Raw genomic sequence first — 15937 nt, forward strand, 5'->3', positions numbered from 1 at the left:
CCCCATGTTCATCCAGAATCCCATGCCCGACCAGATCGACCCGGTCCTGGTCGACGAGCTGCAGGGAGTGTGCGTCTCGACCCTCGGCCACCTGCGCGACGACGGCTTCGCCAAGGGCCTCATTCCCAACCGCAGGCCGGTGAAGTTCATCGGAACGGCAGTCACCGTCCGCATCCCCCACCTTGACTCGACGGCGGTCCATGTCGCCACCGACCTGCTGCGCCCCGGCGACGTCCTCGTCGTCGACCACAGCGGGGACACGGAGCGCTCGGCCTTCGGCGGGCTCGTCTCCTTCACCGCCAAGGCGCGGGGCGCCGTCGGGGCCGTCATCGACGGCTCGATCAACGACTACGACGAGACCCTCGAGTACGACTTCCCGGTCTACTCCCGCGGTTTCAGCCCCATCACCACCCGCATCCTCGGCATCGAGGGCGCGATCAACGTGCCGATCGCGGTGTGCGGGGTCGTCGTCCGTCCCGGTGATGTCGTCTTCGCCGACTCCGATGGGGTGGCGTTCCTCCAGCCGCACGAGGCCGTCGGCCTCGGGGCCCTCCTGGCATCGAAGGAGGAGGCGGAAGGACCGGCGCGCGACAGCATCGCGGCAGGCGGTTCCATCGCCGAGTTCTCAGGGGCGAGGGCGGCCTTCGACGCGAAGCGGGCCTGAGGGCCTGACATGAGCGAGGGCGGGGGCGGCGACAGCCGCCCCCGCCCTTCTCGGGAGGCGGCTTATTTTCGGGAGGTGCCTCTGCGTCCACCCCTGCGTGGAGGAGCCGTTGGGCGGTCGGATGCGCATCGATGTCGCAGCGACGCGCTCCGTATCGGCGGGGTGGTGCGGTGATGGGATTGCGCTCTGGGGCGATGAGGCCACGCTCTCCAGCGGTGCCGCTCAGGCAGTCTCCTCCAGCAGCGGGAAGTCGGGAAGGTCGGATCGCGCAATGAACTCGAATGCGGTCGCCGCGATCTGGAGGTCGAGGGCGCGGTCGGGCGTGGGAATGTACGTGAAGAGCTCCGAGGCGACGAGAAGGTAGGCCTCCTCCTCGAGCCGCTGGGCCGTCTCTGGGGAGGGCTGGTTGAGAAACCAGTCGGGGAGCGGCGCGAATGCCCGGCGGACGTCGGCTGTCCCGGACTGGAGGATGGCGGAGGTGTAGTCGTCGAAGGCGGCGATGCGGGTGAGGGCAGTGTCCGCCGAGTCGAGGTGGGGCGCTGCGGCCTCCAGCCACTGCCGTGCCGCATCGATCTCGATGAGGGTCTGCCCGGACGCGAGCTCGGCCACCTGCCCGGGGGAGAGGGTGTCTGCCGTCAGGCCGGCGGCGCCGGGCGCCTTGTCGGCGGACTCGTCGGCATCACTGTCCTGGGTGGCAGGTGCCGCCTCGTCGAGTGCGGCCTGCTGGCGAATGAGGATCGAGGCGTAGAGCGGAACATCAGCGGGCGGGGCAGCCTCCAGCGCGTCGACGGTGGCGCCGATCGCCCGATCGAGAAGGACCGTCACATCGTCGGTGTCCGACGCCGGGGGCGGGGGGTTCGTGGCACCGTCGGGAGCGCCCTCGGGCCACGGGACCCAGACGCCGCCGATCGCCTCCTCGTGGCTCCGTGCGAGGCGAGCAAGCTCGGCGCTGTCGCCCTCCGCCGCCTCGGCGACGAGCGCATAGGCGGAGGCGGCGTTCTGGCGTGCCTGCTCGGCGGCGCTCGGCGGCGCCGGAAGGGTCGGGCCCGAGTCGATCCGCACACCGGCGACGAGCATGGCGAGGATGAAGATGGCGGTGCCAATCGCTGCGGAGAGGAGGAAGACGGGGGTCGAGAGTCCGGCGCGACGAGTCATGCCACCATAGTGCCACAGGGCTCTGACCGCCCCTGGTCGGCGTCACGGCCTCTATGAGCACCAGGTCGGTGCCGGTCGATGTCGGCCGGCCGCCGGGCCGCCAGGTACTCTGGTCCTCATGAATGACGTGGAGAGACTCCAAGAATCGCTGGCGAGTGTCGTCGCCGGAGCAGGCCTTTACCTGGAGAAGGTTGAGCTGAAGCCCGCGGGCAGGCGCACGCTCCTGCGCGTGACCGTCGATCTTGAGGACGGGCCGGGCGGAGTGGATTCCGATCAGATCGCGGCGGTCTCGCGCGACGTATCCCAGTTCCTCGACGAGAGCCCCGATGCGCCGGCGGGCCAGTATGTGCTCGAGGTGTCGACTCCGGGTGCGACGCGTGAGCTCAGCGAGTCGCGCCACTTCCGTCGCGCGCAGGGCAGGAAGGTCGTCATCACCACTGCCGAGGGGGAGGTTTCCGGACGGCTCGAATCTGTCGAACCGGATAGACTGACCCTCAGCATCGGCGGGGCGGATCAGGAGATTGCACTCTCCGACGTGATCCGCGCCCGCATGGACGTCGAACTATAGGAGCACCTGTGGATATTCAGATGAGCGAGCTGCGGATCGTCGAGGCCGAGCTCGGAATCAGTGTCGACGTTCTCGTGGGAGCGATCGAGGACGCGCTCCTCCACGCCTACCACCGGGTCCCCGGCGCAATCGGCCAGGCCCGCGTCGAGCTCGACCGCGAGACCGGCAAGGCCACCGTGTGGGCCATGGAGCTCGATGACGACGGCGCTCCCGTCGGCGAGTTCGACGACACCCCGAACGACTTCGGCCGCATTGCCACCTCAACGGCCCGCAGCATCATCGCCCAGCGCCTGCGCGATGCGGAGGCGGACCGCGTCCTCGGTTCGTTCAAGGGCCGCCAGGGCACAGTCGTGTCCGGCGTCGTCCAGGCGAACCCGCCCCGGACCAACCCGGACGACGTCTTCGTCAGCGTCGGCGAGCACGAGGCTCTCCTTCGGAGGGACGAGCAGGTCCCGACCGAGCGCTTCCGCCACGGCGATCGGATCCGTGCCTACGTCCTCGACGTCTCAGTCGGGCAGCGGGGCGCCACGGTCCGGCTGTCGCGTACCCACCCGGACTTCGTGCGCCGCCTCTTCGAGCAGGAGGTCCCGGAGATCGAGGGCGGCGACGTCGAGATCGTCGCGCTCGCCCGTGAGGCCGGCCACCGGACGAAGCTCGCCGTGTGGAGCTCGGATGAATCGATCAACGCCAAGGGTGCCTGCATCGGCCACAATGGTCAGCGCGTCCGCGCGGTCATGGAGGAGCTCGGGGGAGAGAAGATCGACATCGTCGACTATGACGATGACCCGGCCGCCTTCATCGCCGCGTCGCTCTCGCCCGCCCGCGTCACCCATGTCGACATCCTCAGCATGGATAACCGGCAGTCCCGCGCCGTCGTCCCTGACGACCAGGCCTCACTCGCGATCGGCAAGGAGGCTCAGAATGTCCGGCTCGCCGCGAAGCTGACCGGCTGGTCGATCGATATCCGCAAGGAGTCTGAGATCGCCGCCGCCCGCGCCGAGGCCGAGGTGCTTGCCGCGCAGCGGGCCGCCGAGCGCGCCGCCCTTGAGGCCGAGTCGGACGAGAGCGACGATCAGGACGAGCTCGAGGACTGAGAGATCACCCACCCCGGTGCCACTTACTGTTGGCATCGGGGCGAGAGTTGATAGACTGTTGGGTGGTTTGCGCCGCCTAGCAGATGGATGACGTGTTGACACATACGCCTCAGCGCACATGCATCGGCTGCCGGAAGCGCGAACCACGGTCCGCCCTGGTCCGCCTGGTCGCACGTCAGCATTCCGCTGTCGTCGATCCTGATGGAGTTCTCCCGGGGCGAGGCGCGTGGCTGCATCGTCGCCGCGACTGCCTGGACCTTGCGATCAGGTCCCGAGCCTGTTCCCGTCATCTGCGCACCGCGATCACGGACACCTCGGATCTCGAATCCTGGTTCGACCACGGCTCAACCGGAGCCGGGTGACAAGAAGCGACGAAGAAAGCGGGTAGGAAGCCGATGGGCGCCCGATGAGTACCCAGCGATGAGCTGCCAGCAGTAACGGGTCTGTCGCACCTGCGCGGACCCCACAAGAAGGAGAAATGTGGCAAAAGTCCGCGTCCACCAACTCGCCAAAGAGTTCGGGATCCAGAGCAAAGAGGTCCTCGCATACCTGTCGGAGGCCGGTGAATTCGTCAAGTCGGCATCGTCGACCCTCGAGCCCCCGGTCGAACGCCGGGCCCGCGAGCATTTCGCTGCGCTGACGAAGTCGACGGCAAAGACAACCCAGCAGGCCGACGCCCCGGCGCGCCCTGCCCCGAAGCCCGGCCCCAAGGCCGATAAGCCCGCTTCCGCGAAGCCTGCGTCGCCGCAGGCCCCGAAGCCGGGCCCCAAGCCGACTCCGAAGCCCGAGGCACCCGCCGCGGAGGCTCCGAAGCCGGCCGCACCCGAGGCGCCCGTCGCCCCGAAGCCGGCCGCCCCCGAGACGCCCGCAGCCGAGGCAAAGCCTGAGGCGCCGGCGCAGGAGGCCCCGAAGCCCGAGGCACCCAAGCCCACCCCGGCGTCGTCGGCGAAGCCCGGCCCGCCCGCACCCAAGCCCGGCCCGAAGCCCGGCGGAGCCCGCGGCCAGGGCCAGCGCACCGGCGGCAAGGGCGGTCCCCGCCCCGGCAACAACCCGTTCGCGCCCAACCAGGGCATGCCCCGCCCCGGCGGCGGCAAGGGCGGTCCCCGCCCCGGCAACAACCCGTTCGCGCCCAACCAGGGCATGCCCCGCCCCGGCGGCGGCAAGAAGACCGAGGGTCAGGGCGCAGCGCGTCCCCGTCCCGGCGGCGCCAAGGGCGGTCCCCGCCCCTCGCCGGCCATGATGCCCAACCAGTCCGCGCTCGCCCAGCCCAAGGCCGGCGGTCGCGGCGGTCGCGGCGGAGCCCGCCCGGGTCAGACCCGTGGCCCCGGCACCGGCGCACCCGGAGCGGCTGCAGGAGGCGGCGCACCCGGCAGGGGCGGCCGTCCCATGCGCGGCGGCACCGCCGGCGCATTCGGTCGCGGCGGCGGCCGTGCAGGTCGTGGCCGCAAGTCGAAGCGCGCGAAGCGTCAAGAGTACGAGCAGCAGCATGCACCCATGGTCGGCGGCGTCCGCGTTCCCCGCGGCGACGGCTCGACCGTGATCCGTGTTCGTGCAGGTGCGTCTCTTGCGGACTTCGCCGAGAAGATCAACGTCGACCCCGCGGCGCTGGTGACGGTCATGTTCTCCATGGGAGAGATGGTGACCGCGAACCAGTCGCTCGATGAGGATACGTTCCAGCTGCTCGGTGCTGAACTCGGCTACGACATCCAGATCCGGTCGGTTGAGGATGAGGATCGCGAGATCCTCGAGGCCTTCAACATCGACCTCGAGGCCGAAGAGGCCGCCGAGGGCGAAGACGATCTGGTGGCGCGTCCCCCGGTCGTCACGGTCATGGGCCACGTCGACCACGGCAAGACGAAGCTCCTCGACGCGATCAGGAGCGACGACGTGGCGGGCGCGGAGGCCGGCGGCATCACCCAGCGCATCGGCGCCTACCAGGTGACGGTCGAGCATGACGGTCAGGACCGTGCGATCACGTTCATCGATACCCCGGGTCACGAGGCGTTCACGCAGATGCGTGCCCGCGGCGCCGAGGTCACCGATATCGCGATCCTCGTCGTCGCGGCGAATGACGGTGTCATGCCCCAGACGATCGAGGCGCTCAACCACGCCCAGGCGGCCGGTGTCCCGATCGTCGTCGCGGTCAACAAGATCGACGTCGAGGGAGCCTCCCCGGACAAGGTCCGCGGTCAGCTCACCGAGTACGGTCTTGTCGCCGAGGAGTACGGCGGCGACACGATGTTCGTCGACGTCTCCGCCAAGCAGCGCATCAACATCGATGAGCTTCTCGAGGCGGTCCTCCTGACCGCCGACGCGGCTCTCGAGCTGACGGCGAACCCGAACAAGGCCGCGCGCGGCGTCGCCATTGAGGCGAAGCTCGATCCGGGCCGCGGCTCGGTCATCACCGCGCTCATCGAGTCCGGCACCCTCCGTGTCGGCGACGCCATCGTCGCGGGCTCCGCCCACGGCACGGTGCGAGCGCTGTTCGACGATCACGGTCTGCCCGTGGACGAGGCGGGCCCGTCCTTCCCCGTCCAGGTTCTCGGACTCCAGTCCGTCCCGAGCGCAGGCGACAGCCTCCTTGTGGCGGAGGACTCGAGGCAGGCACGCCAGATCGCCGACAAGCGTGAGGCCGCCAGGCGTGCCGCGACGCTCGCGAAGCGCCGCAAGCGCATGTCGCTCGAGGACTTCAATGAGGCACTGCGCGCCGGCCAGGTCGAGACGCTCAACCTCATCATCAAGGGCGACTCCTCGGGCACCGTCGAGGCGCTCGAATCGTCCCTGCTCGAGCTCGAGGTCTCGGAAGAGGTCGCGCTCAACATCATCCACCGCGGCGTCGGTGCGATCACGCAGAACGACGTCAACCTCGCAACGGTCGACTCGGCCGTCATCATCGGCTTCAACGTCCGCCCTGCGGAACGTGTCGCCGACTACGCCGATGCCGAGGGTGTCGAGATGAAGTTCTACTCCGTCATCTACGACGCGATCGACGATGTCGAGGCGGCTCTCAAGGGCATGCTCAAGCCGATCTACGAAGAGGTCGAGCTCGGCCGCGCGGAGATCCGCCAGATCTTCCGCTCCGGCAAGTTCGGCAACATCGCCGGTTCGATGGTCCTGTCCGGTGTCATCAAGCGCGGCACGAATGCCCGCCTGGTGCGCAACGGGGTCGTCGTCACCCCCAACCTCGAGATCGTCTCTCTCCGCCGCGAGAAGGACGACGTCACGGAGGTCCGCGAAGGCTTCGAGTGCGGTATCACGCTCGGCCACAAGGACATCGCCGAGGGCGACATCATCGAGACATTCGAGATGCGGGAGAAGCCCCGCGACTAGCAGCCGGCAGGTGGGGCCCCTCGGGGCCCCCCTGGCGGGGAACAGGAAAGACACATGTCTGAAAGCCCTCGCGCCCGCAAGGTAGCCGATCGCATCCAAGAGATTGTGGCCGTCATGATCGACCGCAGGCTCAAGGACCCGCGCCTCGGCATGGTCACCGTCACCGACGTCCGCGTCACCGGTGACCTGCAGAGCGCCACGATCTTCTATACCGTCCTCGGCAGCGAGGAGGAGCTTCGCTCCTCAGGAGCTGCCCTCGAATCCGCCAAGGGCATGATCCGGTCCGAGGTGGGCAAGCAGCTCGGGCTGCGCCTCACCCCGACGATCTCGTTCATGGCCGACGCCCTGCCGGTCACGGCACAGTCGATCGAGGATGCTCTCGTGGCCGCGCGCATGCGCGACTCGGAGCTCGCCCGGATCCGTGAAACCGCCGCACCGGCGGGTGACCCGGATCCGTACAAGAAGCCCGCGACCGACGACGAATGATCGACGTTCCTCGCGGGATGTTCCCCGCCGAGTCGGGGATCATCGTCATCGACAAGCCCGCCGCCGTCACATCCCACGATGTGGTGGCGGCGGTCCGTCGTCTCGCCCAGACGAAGAAGGTCGGGCACGCCGGAACTCTCGACCCTGCGGCAACCGGAGTCCTCGTCCTCGGCATCGGGGCGGGCACGAAGCTCCTCACCTACCTCTCGGGGGCCGACAAGGACTACGAGTCGACCTTCCGTCTCGGCCAGGAGACGGCAACCGAGGACGCCGAGGGTGAGATCCTCTCGACCCCCGGTATCGAGGCGAGCGATGAGGAGATCGACGCCGCGCTTGTATCGCTGACGGGGCAGATCTCTCAGGTGCCCTCTGCCTATTCGGCGAAGAAGATCGATGGCAGGCGTGCCTGCGACCTGGCTCGGGCAGGGGAGACGGTCGAGCTCAAGGCCGTCGACGTGACGATCGATCGACTGGTCCGCACGTCCCCCATCGTCCGCACCGACGGACTGGCCGACTTCGATGTCGCCGTCACCTGCTCGTCCGGCACCTACATCCGCGCCCTCGCCCGCCAGACGGGGCAGGCGCTCGGATCCATCGGCCACATCACCGCCCTGCGCCGCACCCGGGTGGGCGGCTTCCACGAGGCGGAGGCCCGCTCGCTCGATGAGCTCGCCGACGTCGTCCTCAGCGAGCCGCTGCCCGTCATCCCCATGGTCGAGGCTGCGCGGCGCGCGATGGCAACCGTCGACATCACGGCAGAGCAGGAGCAGGCGCTCCGATTCGGGCAGTTCATCGACATCGAGGCATCCGCGTACCCGGTTGCACTCATCCGCGGCGACGTGCTCGTCGCCATCGGCCGGAGGCGCGGCAACCAGGTCGGCCCTGCCGTCGTATTCGCTGCCCCCAGCGCCTGACCCTCGTACCGTGAGACTCCCTGCGCCGTCAGGCGCAGGGAGTCCCGGACCGACCATTCGGCTGTTCAACCCGCCCACGGCGCCGGTCGTGCTGTGCACAATGGAGGCCCAGCCATCGCACACGCCCGGGAGGGGTGCCTGTATGCACCACATCATCGTCATCTCCGATTCCTTCAAGGGTGCCCTCACCTCGATCGAGGCTCACAGGGCGATTGCGGACGGCGTTCGCCGTGCGCTGCCCACCGCCCGCATCAGTGAGATACCGGTGGCGGATGGCGGGGAGGGCACCGTCGCGGCCATGCTGGCGGCGGCCGGAGGAGAGTCCGTCACCGCGCGGGTATGCGGCGTATTCCCGGGCGACATGGTCACGGCCGACTACGGGGTCCTCCCCGGGGGTGCCGCGGTCGTCGAGATGGCGGCATGCGCGGGCCTGCCCCTCGCCGAAGGGCGGAAGGACACGGCCGAAGCGACGACCTATGGTGTGGGCGAATTGATCAAGCACGCGATCGCCCGCGGTTCGCGCCGCATCATCGTCGGCGCCGGTGGAAGCGCGACGACCGATCTCGGCTGCGGGGCCGCCGCCGCACTCGGCGTGAGGTTCCTCGACGCGGAGGGACGTGAGTTCGTGCCCGTCGGGGCGACGCTGGCGGAGGTACAGCGTGTCGATGTGTCCGAGGCGCGACGTGCGCTTGCGGGCGTCGGCCTCACCGTCATGTGCGACATCGACAATCCGCTGACAGGCGCTCACGGAGCCGCGCATGTCTTCTCCCCGCAGAAGGGAGCGGATCCCGAGATGGTCGAGCGGTTGGATGCCGGGCTCGTCCACCTGGCCGGCGTCATCGCCTCCGATCTCGGCATCGACGTGGCCCACGTGCCGGGAGCCGGCGCCGCCGGCGGGCTCGCCGGCGGCCTCATGGCCTTCTGCGGCGCAGAGCTTGAACCCGGCATCGACACCGTCCTCGATGCCGTTGACTTCGCTGGAGTCCTCGCGGACGCCGACCTCGTTCTCACCGGAGAGGGTCAGATCGATGGGCAGTCCCTCTCGGGCAAGGTGCCGGTCGGGGTGGCCCGCTGGGTCGCCAGGCACCGGTCAGATCTACCTGTCATCGTCCTCACCGGATCGATCGGGGACGGCATCGAGGACGTCTATGCCGAGGGCGTCACGGCCGCGTTCACTATTGGGCGCGGGCCCGAAACTCTCGAGAGCGCAATCGCGCACACGGCAGACAATCTCACCGCGGCGGCCTACAGCATCGCGCGGATGTTCGGGGTGATGACTCGCGGCGCGGCCGGAGCCCCTTAGATCGTCCCCGCCTCCTCCGTCCAGCGCACCAGGTGCCGGGGAATCTGCTCCCGGCCGATGACATCGTCGATGAGGCCGTGGTCGATGAGGCAATCGCTGCGGAGCACAGAGATCGCCCCCGTGGGCTCGAGGATGACGGCTGAGATCTGGTCGATTGACTGGATCCCCGCCAGCCTCATCTTGGACTGCAGTTCGGCCCTCGTGATCCTCGTGCGCGACATCGCATCCTCCAACACCCGAGTGCCGGCGACGAGCAGGATCGGGCGGTTGTTGACGATCCGGGCCCCGCCCGAGTGGGCGAATACGCCGAGGGCTCCCTGAAGGATGAGGAGGGTGAGGAAGGCGATGACACCGGCCGTCAGGGTGGGACCGGGCCCCAGCGTCGCTCTGCCGACGATTGCTCCGAAGATGAGCGCGGCCGACATGTCGAAGCTTGTCAGCCCGGTGAACATGCGAGCCCCGATGATTCGGGATGCGACGAGGAAGAGAAGATACATGACCACGGTCGACAGCACGACAGCGAGGGCGCCTTCCGGGGTGATGAGGATCCAGTCGCGGATGATGTCAGTATTCATCTCTCCACTCTGCCTCACGATCGTATGCAGATCGGGCGACACCGCCAGAATGAGGTCGAACCATCGCCGGACGAATCCATCTCTCCAGAGCAGGTGCTTTAGACTGTCACCATGAGTGAAACCTGTGCATGTGGAAAGCGTGAAGTGCCGGCCACCGGCGGATGCGGCTGCGGCGGTCGTGGTCACGGAGGCCATGGTGGCGGCGGAGGCTGTGGCTGCGGTGGCGGCCGCGGCGTCACGGTCGATTCGAACATCAAGGACCGCTCGGAGGGCCGTCCCCAGCTCGGCCTTCGATCAGGCATCTGATGGAGGTATGGCGCTCGACTGACGACGTCCCTGCCGATCTTCGGGGCTCCGTCGTCACGATCGGGATCTTCGATGGCGTGCACCGCGGTCATCGCGCTGTCATCGCCGAGACGATCCGGCAGGCGCACGAGCTCGGAGTTCCGAGCGTCGTCCTCACGTTCGACCCGCACCCGGGATCGGTCCATAACCCCGACAGCGAGATCCCGCTCGTCATCTCACTCGAGGATCGTCTTCACCTGCTCGAGGCGCTCGGCGTCGATGCGACCTTCGTCCAGCACTACACGCTCGACTACGCGCAGGCGAGCGCCGAGGAGTTCGTCCGCGACCAGCTGGTCGGTCTGCTCAGGGCCGCAGCCGTCGTCGTCGGTGAGGACGTTCGATTCGGGCGCGCCAACAGCGGAGATGGCCGGCTGCTGACCCAGCTGGGGGAGGAGCTCGGCATCTCCGTCACACTCGTCGATGACCTCGAGGATCCGGGAAGCGGGCGGCGCTGGTCGTCGACCTGGCTGCGAGAACTCCTCGATGACGGCAACGTCAAGGGTGCGACCAAGGTGCTCGGTCGTCTCCACCGCCTTCAGGGAACGGTCGTCCACGGCCACAAGCGCGGCCGCGAACTCGGATTCCCCACCGCCAACCTTCAGGCATCCTCCGCAGGCGTCGTCCCGCAGGACGGTGTGTACGCAGGCTGGCTGGTCCGCACGGTCCCCGGTACGCCCGCGGTTGAGAACCTGCCCGCGGCGATCTCCATCGGCACGAATCCGCAGTTCGACGGCGAGAAGCGCACGGTCGAAGCCCACGTCCTCGGACGGTCCGACCTTGACCTGTACGGCGAAGAGGTGTCGATCGATCTTGTCGCCTGGCTCCGGCCGATGCTCGCTTTCGACACCGTCGAGGCGCTCCTCGACCAGATGGATGAGGATCTGCGCCAGTCCGCGCTCGCGCTCGGCGTCCCCGTCAGCGGCCGCGTCGATCCCGCCGAGGTCACGGCAGGCACGGAGATCTCCGCTCTGCAGAACCTCCACTGGTAGCGAACGTCACGATTGGCCCCCGGGGCGCGGTGGAGGCACCGTGCTACGCTGGTCAAGCCGTCTTATCGGCCACGGATGCGTCATGCCCGGGAGAACAGGCCCCGGAGCTCTGTGCAACGGAAAGAATTGGAGAAACATGGCTCTCTCACCTGAGAAAAAGCAGCAGATCATCAAGGAATACGCCACTCATGAGGGTGACACCGGCTCGCCGGAGGTGCAGGTGGCCCTGCTCTCCGCTCGGATCAGCCAGCTGACCGAGCACTTCCGCTCGCACAAGCACGACCACCACTCACGTCGTGGTCTCATGCTCCTCATCGGCCAGCGCAAGCGGCTGTTGAAGTTCCTCGCGAACGAGGACATCGAGCGTTACCGCTCGCTGATCGCACGTCTCGGACTGCGTCGCTAGAACTCCTGGCCCGGGCCCTCAGTGGCCCGGGCCTCCAGTTGTCCCGCCGTGCCCGACCGGCACGCGCCCTGACAGCACCGAAGAAGAATAACGAATAGAAGAACGAGGAGCCGATGACCGGTCCTCGGTTGTGTATTACGGGGCGAGAACCCGTGATGAGCAATCGATGACCGTGGCCGGCTCCCAGAAAGAAGAGGAACCATGGAAGGTCCCGACATTAAATTCGCTGAAGCAACCATCGACAACGGTTCATTCGGCACCCGCACCATCCGTTTCGAGACAGGGCTGCTCGCCCGCCAGGCCGCAGGGTCGGCTATGGCCTACCTGGATGGCGAGACCGCCATCCTGTCCGCGACCACCGCGTCCAAGTCGCCGAAGGATCACTTCGACTTCTTCCCGCTGACCGTCGACGTCGAGGAGCGCTCCTACGCCGCCGGCCGCATCCCCGGCTCGTTCTTCCGCCGCGAAGCACGACCCGGCACCGACGCGATCCTCACCTGCCGCCTCATCGACCGCCCGCTGCGTCCGGCCTTCGCAAAGGGCCTGCGCAACGAGGTGCAGATCGTCGAGACGATCATGGCCGTCCACCCGGACGACGCCTATGACGTTGTCGCAATCAACGCGGCCTCGCTGTCGACGAGCCTCTCGCCGCTTCCGTTCTCCGGCCCGATCGGCGCCGTGCGCGTCGCCCTCATCGACGGCCAGTGGGTTGCTTTCCCGCGCTACAGCGAGCTCAGCCGCGCGACGTTCTCGATGGTCGTCGCAGGCCGTATCGTCGGCGACGATGTTGCCGTCATGATGGTCGAGGCCGAGGCCGGCGAGTACGCCTGGGATCTCATCCAGGGCGGCGCCCAGGCGCCGACCGAGGACACGGTCACCGAGGGTCTCGAGGCCGCGAAGTCCTTCATCCGCGTCCTGTGCGAGGCACAGCAGGAGCTGGTCGACCAGGCAGGCGAGGACACCCAGGATTACCCGGTGTTCCTGCCCTACACGGACGAGCAGTTCGCCCGCGTCGAGAAGCAGATCGCTGACCGCCTTCAGCCCATCCTCGAGATCGTCGCCAAGGCCGACCGCGACAGCGCCCTCAACGAGCTCACGACCCACGTTGTCGCCGAGCTGTCGAAGGATTACCCGGAGGGTGAGGGCGAGCTCGCCGCGGCCGTCAACGCCGTCTTCAAGAAGCAGATGCGTCACCGCGTCCTCACGGACGGTGTCCGCATGGACGGCCGTCAGCCCGCCGAGATCCGCTCGATCTCGGCCGAGACGAACGTGCTGCCCCGAGTCCACGGCTCCGCGCTCTTCCAGCGCGGCGAGACGCAGATCCTCGGCGTCACGACGCTCAACATGCTGAAGATGGAGCAGCAGCTCGACAACCTCTCCCGGAGACGTCGAAGCGCTACATGCACCACTACAACTTCCCGCCCTACTCGACCGGTGAGACCGGCCGCGTGGGATCGCCCAAGCGTCGCGAGATCGGCCACGGCATGCTCGCCGAGCGCGCCATCGTTCCCGTCCTGCCGAGCCGCGAGGACTTCCCCTACGCGATCCGCCAGGTGTCTGAGGCTCTCGGCTCCAACGGCTCGACCTCGATGGGCTCCGTCTGCGCGTCGACCCTGTCGCTGCTCAACGCGGGCGTGCCGCTGCGCGCCTCGGTGGCCGGCATCGCCATGGGCCTCATGAGCGAGGTCGTCGACGGCGAGCACCGCTTCGTCGCGCTGACCGACATCCTCGGTGCCGAAGACGCACTGGGTGACATGGACTTCAAGGTCGCCGGTACCCGTGAGTTCGTCACCGCCATCCAGCTCGACACGAAGCTCGACGGTCTCCCGGCGCAGGTGCTCTCTGCGGCACTCGGCCAGGCGCGCGATGCCCGCATCGCGATCCTCGACATCATGGACGACGCCATCTCGGTGCCGGACGACATGAACGAGACCGCTCCCCGCATCATCACCATCAAGATCCCGGTTGACAAGATCGGCGAGGTCATCGGCCCGAAGGGCAAGATGATCAACCAGATCCAGGAGGATACGGGCGCCGACATCTCCATCGAGGATGACGGTACGGTCTTCGTCGGTGCGACCAATGGCGCCGCAGCCGAGGCTGCTCGCCAGGCCATCAACTCGATCGCCAACCCGACGATGCCGGAGGTCGGCGAGCGCTTTGTCGGCACCGTCGTCAAGACGACCTCCTTCGGCGCGTTCGTCTCGCTCTCCCCGGGCAAGGACGGCCTCCTCCACATCACCCAGATCCGTCGCATGGTCGGCGGCAAGAGGGTGGAGAACGTCGAGGACGTCCTCAACGTGGGCGACAAGGTCCAGGTCGAGCTCGCCGAGATCGATCAGCGCGGCAAGCTCTCGCTCCACGCCATCGTCGAGGGCGAAGAGAACGAGAAGGACAGCTCAGCCGACGATGTCGAGGAGAACGGCAACGACGAGAATGGCAACGACGAGAACGGCGGCGAGGAGCGCGGCGAGCGCAAGCCCCGCAGCCGTCAGCGTCGCCGCACCCGCAAGTCCGACGAGGACTGAGCAACCGGCATAGCCGATCATCGAACCGTGGGCCGATCCGTCAAGGATCGGCCCACGGCCGTCTCACGGTGAACCGAGAAGCGGCGGCCCGGTATTCGTCGGTAGAGTGATCGCCATGAAGGTTGCAGTCATTGGAGCACAGGGCCGCATGGGCCACGCCATCTCCGCGGGAATCGAATCGACCGACGGTCTCGAACTGGTCGCACGCCTCGATGCGGGGGACGACATCACGGCGGAGAGCCTCAACGGGGCGGAGGTCGCCGTCGAGTTCACCAGGCCGGACGCAACGCTCGGCAACGTCCTTGCCTGCATCGATGCAGGCGTGCACTGCGTCGTCGGCACCACCGGGTGGACGGATGAGAGCCTGGCCCAGGTCAAGGAGAGGCTCGCGGGCACACCCGGCACAGGCGTCATCATTGCCCCGAACTACGCGCTATCGGCGGTGCTCGCCATGGCATTCGCAGCCCGGGCGGCGGCCTACTTCGAGTCGGCCGAGGTCATCGAGCTGCACCATCCGAACAAGGTCGATGCCCCGTCGGGGACGGCCATGACGACCGCGAAGCACATTGCCCAGGCCCGCAGGGATGCAGGGATGGGTGCAATGCCGGACGCGACGGAGACCGACCCGCACGGCGCCCGCGGCGCCGATATCGATGGCGTCCGCGTCCATGCTGTCCGGCTCCGTGGCCTCACGGCCCACGAGGAGATCGTCTTCGGCAACCCGGGCGAGCAGCTGACGATCCGGACGGACTCATTCGACAGAGCGTCCTTCTATCCGGGCGTTCTGCTGGCGATTCGCGAGGTGGCGAACCGGCCCGGGCTCACCTACGGGCTGGATAGGATCATGGACCTGTAACAGGTCGCCGAGGGCCTGCGGGCGCACGTCGCCAGGCGGACCCAGGCCGCCGATCAGCCGTGGTTGTGTCCGGCGTCGTCGCCGTGGTCGTCGCCGGTCATGATCGTGTACCAGCACTGCTCGGTCACGCGCTCAGCGCCGAGGTCGAGGCTGCGCTGGATCCCGCGGGGGGCGAATCCCGCACCCTGGAAGAAACGGGTCTTCGCCTCGTCACCGACGAGGATCCAGACCTGCATCTCGGTCACCCGATCCTTCTCGGCGAACTCGGCGATGGCGGAGAGCAGGCGGGAGCCGTGACCCTTTCGTCCATTGTTCCGCGGAACCTCGAGTGCGAGGATCTCCATGACCCCGGGATTGTCCTCCGGCGCGCCCGCGAGTGCCTGATCCGCGGGAGCGGTCGCGGCGAAGCCGACGATGGCGGCTCCCTCGACCGCGGTCAGCGTGCGGTACGCGGGGGAGGGCGGTGCCGAGATCGAGTCCGACCAGCCCTTGGCAAGCTCCTCGGCGCTGATCTGCCGCTCAAGCTCCTCCGATAGATCGTGGCCGAGGGCGGCCGCCAGGGCCGCCTTCATGGTCGTCGCGTGCATCGTGCCGATGAAGGGGACGTCGGAGACGATCGAGGGCCGGACAAACGAATCTGGGAGAGCGGCAGTCATTGTGCCACCCTATCGGCAGGCCCATTCGAGGTCCACATAGTTGACACTTGGCGGCGGCGGGGTCTGCA

Annotated in this window: 14 protein-coding genes and 1 pseudogene; 12 read left to right on the plus strand and 3 right to left on the minus strand. The window is 68.0% G+C overall.

The features are described from left to right. Positions 1-4: 4 nt before the first annotated feature. Complete coding sequence (locus EJO69_RS00230; RefSeq protein WP_126037632.1) at positions 5-664, plus strand: RraA family protein; 660 nt, start codon at positions 5-7, stop codon at positions 662-664. A gap of 222 nt (positions 665-886) precedes the next feature. Here EJO69_RS00230 and EJO69_RS00235 read toward each other — a convergent pair whose 3' ends face one another. After that, complete coding sequence (locus EJO69_RS00235) at positions 887-1819, minus strand: hypothetical protein (RefSeq protein WP_126037635.1); 933 nt, start codon at positions 1817-1819, stop codon at positions 887-889. 118 nt (positions 1820-1937) lie between these two features. On the opposite strand from EJO69_RS00235, the gene EJO69_RS00240 reads away from it, so the two are divergent. The 7 genes from EJO69_RS00240 (at position 1938) to EJO69_RS00270 (ending at position 9514) form a co-directional block, all read left to right on the plus strand. Further along, on the plus strand, positions 1938-2387 hold the full coding sequence (locus EJO69_RS00240; RefSeq protein WP_126037637.1) for a ribosome maturation factor RimP: 450 nt from the start codon (positions 1938-1940) through the stop codon (positions 2385-2387). An 8-nt stretch (positions 2388-2395) separates the two neighbouring features. Next, positions 2396-3481, plus strand: a complete 1086-nt coding sequence (gene nusA / locus EJO69_RS00245) for a transcription termination factor NusA (protein WP_126037640.1) — start codon at positions 2396-2398, stop codon at positions 3479-3481. 83 nt (positions 3482-3564) lie between these two features. Further along, positions 3565-3843 (plus strand): YlxR family protein, encoded by a 279-nt coding sequence (locus EJO69_RS00250; RefSeq protein ID WP_126037643.1) that lies wholly within the window; start codon positions 3565-3567, stop codon positions 3841-3843. A gap of 118 nt (positions 3844-3961) precedes the next feature. Further along, complete coding sequence (gene infB, locus EJO69_RS00255; RefSeq protein ID WP_126037646.1) at positions 3962-6811, plus strand: translation initiation factor IF-2; 2850 nt, start codon at positions 3962-3964, stop codon at positions 6809-6811. A gap of 54 nt (positions 6812-6865) precedes the next feature. Then, on the plus strand, positions 6866-7297 hold the full coding sequence (gene rbfA, locus EJO69_RS00260; protein WP_126037649.1) for a 30S ribosome-binding factor RbfA: 432 nt from the start codon (positions 6866-6868) through the stop codon (positions 7295-7297). Then, entirely contained in the window at positions 7294-8211 is a 918-nt protein-coding gene (truB, locus tag EJO69_RS00265) for a tRNA pseudouridine(55) synthase TruB (RefSeq protein WP_126037652.1), read from the plus strand. The genes rbfA and truB overlap by 4 nt, the downstream gene beginning before the upstream one ends. Positions 8212-8353: 142 nt before the next feature. Further along, the gene (locus EJO69_RS00270; RefSeq protein WP_126037655.1) at positions 8354-9514 is read left to right on the plus strand and encodes a glycerate kinase; all 1161 of its coding nucleotides are present in this window, start codon (positions 8354-8356) and stop codon (positions 9512-9514) included. Here EJO69_RS00270 and EJO69_RS00275 read toward each other — a convergent pair. Further along, positions 9511-10089 (minus strand): DUF421 domain-containing protein, encoded by a 579-nt coding sequence (locus tag EJO69_RS00275; protein ID WP_164519803.1) that lies wholly within the window; start codon positions 10087-10089, stop codon positions 9511-9513. The two genes, EJO69_RS00270 and EJO69_RS00275, sit on opposite strands and share 4 nt — an antisense overlap. A gap of 305 nt (positions 10090-10394) precedes the next feature. Between EJO69_RS00275 and EJO69_RS00285 the strand changes: the two genes are divergently transcribed. The 4 genes and pseudogenes from EJO69_RS00285 (at position 10395) to dapB (ending at position 15213) form a co-directional block, all read left to right on the plus strand. Then, the gene (locus EJO69_RS00285; protein WP_126037660.1) at positions 10395-11423 is read left to right on the plus strand and encodes a bifunctional riboflavin kinase/FAD synthetase; all 1029 of its coding nucleotides are present in this window, start codon (positions 10395-10397) and stop codon (positions 11421-11423) included. A gap of 136 nt (positions 11424-11559) precedes the next feature. Further along, entirely contained in the window at positions 11560-11829 is a 270-nt protein-coding gene (gene rpsO / locus EJO69_RS00290) for a 30S ribosomal protein S15 (RefSeq protein WP_126037663.1), read from the plus strand. 201 nt (positions 11830-12030) lie between these two features. Next, positions 12031-14357, plus strand: a pseudogene (locus EJO69_RS00295) (polyribonucleotide nucleotidyltransferase). A 109-nt stretch (positions 14358-14466) separates the two neighbouring features. Continuing rightward, on the plus strand, positions 14467-15213 hold the full coding sequence (gene dapB / locus EJO69_RS00300) for a 4-hydroxy-tetrahydrodipicolinate reductase (RefSeq protein ID WP_126042232.1): 747 nt from the start codon (positions 14467-14469) through the stop codon (positions 15211-15213). Between the two features lie 53 nt (positions 15214-15266). Here the strand turns inward: dapB and EJO69_RS00305 are convergent, their stop codons facing one another. Beyond that, positions 15267-15869 (minus strand): GNAT family N-acetyltransferase, encoded by a 603-nt coding sequence (locus tag EJO69_RS00305; RefSeq protein ID WP_126037666.1) that lies wholly within the window; start codon positions 15867-15869, stop codon positions 15267-15269. Positions 15870-15937 lie beyond the last annotated feature (68 nt).

Source organism: Flaviflexus salsibiostraticola, from assembly GCF_003952265.1.
Classification (GTDB): Bacteria; Actinomycetota; Actinomycetes; order Actinomycetales; family Actinomycetaceae; genus Flaviflexus; species Flaviflexus salsibiostraticola.

Coding starts and splice junctions, on each gene's coding strand:
- EJO69_RS00285 (WP_126037660.1), top strand. CDS start 10,395: ATGGAGGTATGGCGCTCGACTGACGACGTCCCTGCCGATCTTCGGGGC.
- EJO69_RS00270 (WP_126037655.1), top strand. CDS start 8,354: ATGCACCACATCATCGTCATCTCCGATTCCTTCAAGGGTGCCCTCACC.
- EJO69_RS00235 (WP_126037635.1), bottom strand. CDS start 1,819: ATGACTCGTCGCGCCGGACTCTCGACCCCCGTCTTCCTCCTCTCCGCA.
- truB (WP_126037652.1), top strand. CDS start 7,294: ATGATCGACGTTCCTCGCGGGATGTTCCCCGCCGAGTCGGGGATCATC.
- EJO69_RS00305 (WP_126037666.1), bottom strand. CDS start 15,869: ATGACTGCCGCTCTCCCAGATTCGTTTGTCCGGCCCTCGATCGTCTCC.
- rpsO (WP_126037663.1), top strand. CDS start 11,560: ATGGCTCTCTCACCTGAGAAAAAGCAGCAGATCATCAAGGAATACGCC.
- EJO69_RS00250 (WP_126037643.1), top strand. CDS start 3,565: ATGGATGACGTGTTGACACATACGCCTCAGCGCACATGCATCGGCTGC.
- rbfA (WP_126037649.1), top strand. CDS start 6,866: ATGTCTGAAAGCCCTCGCGCCCGCAAGGTAGCCGATCGCATCCAAGAG.
- EJO69_RS00230 (WP_126037632.1), top strand. CDS start 5: ATGTTCATCCAGAATCCCATGCCCGACCAGATCGACCCGGTCCTGGTC.
- EJO69_RS00240 (WP_126037637.1), top strand. CDS start 1,938: ATGAATGACGTGGAGAGACTCCAAGAATCGCTGGCGAGTGTCGTCGCC.
- EJO69_RS00275 (WP_164519803.1), bottom strand. CDS start 10,089: ATGAATACTGACATCATCCGCGACTGGATCCTCATCACCCCGGAAGGC.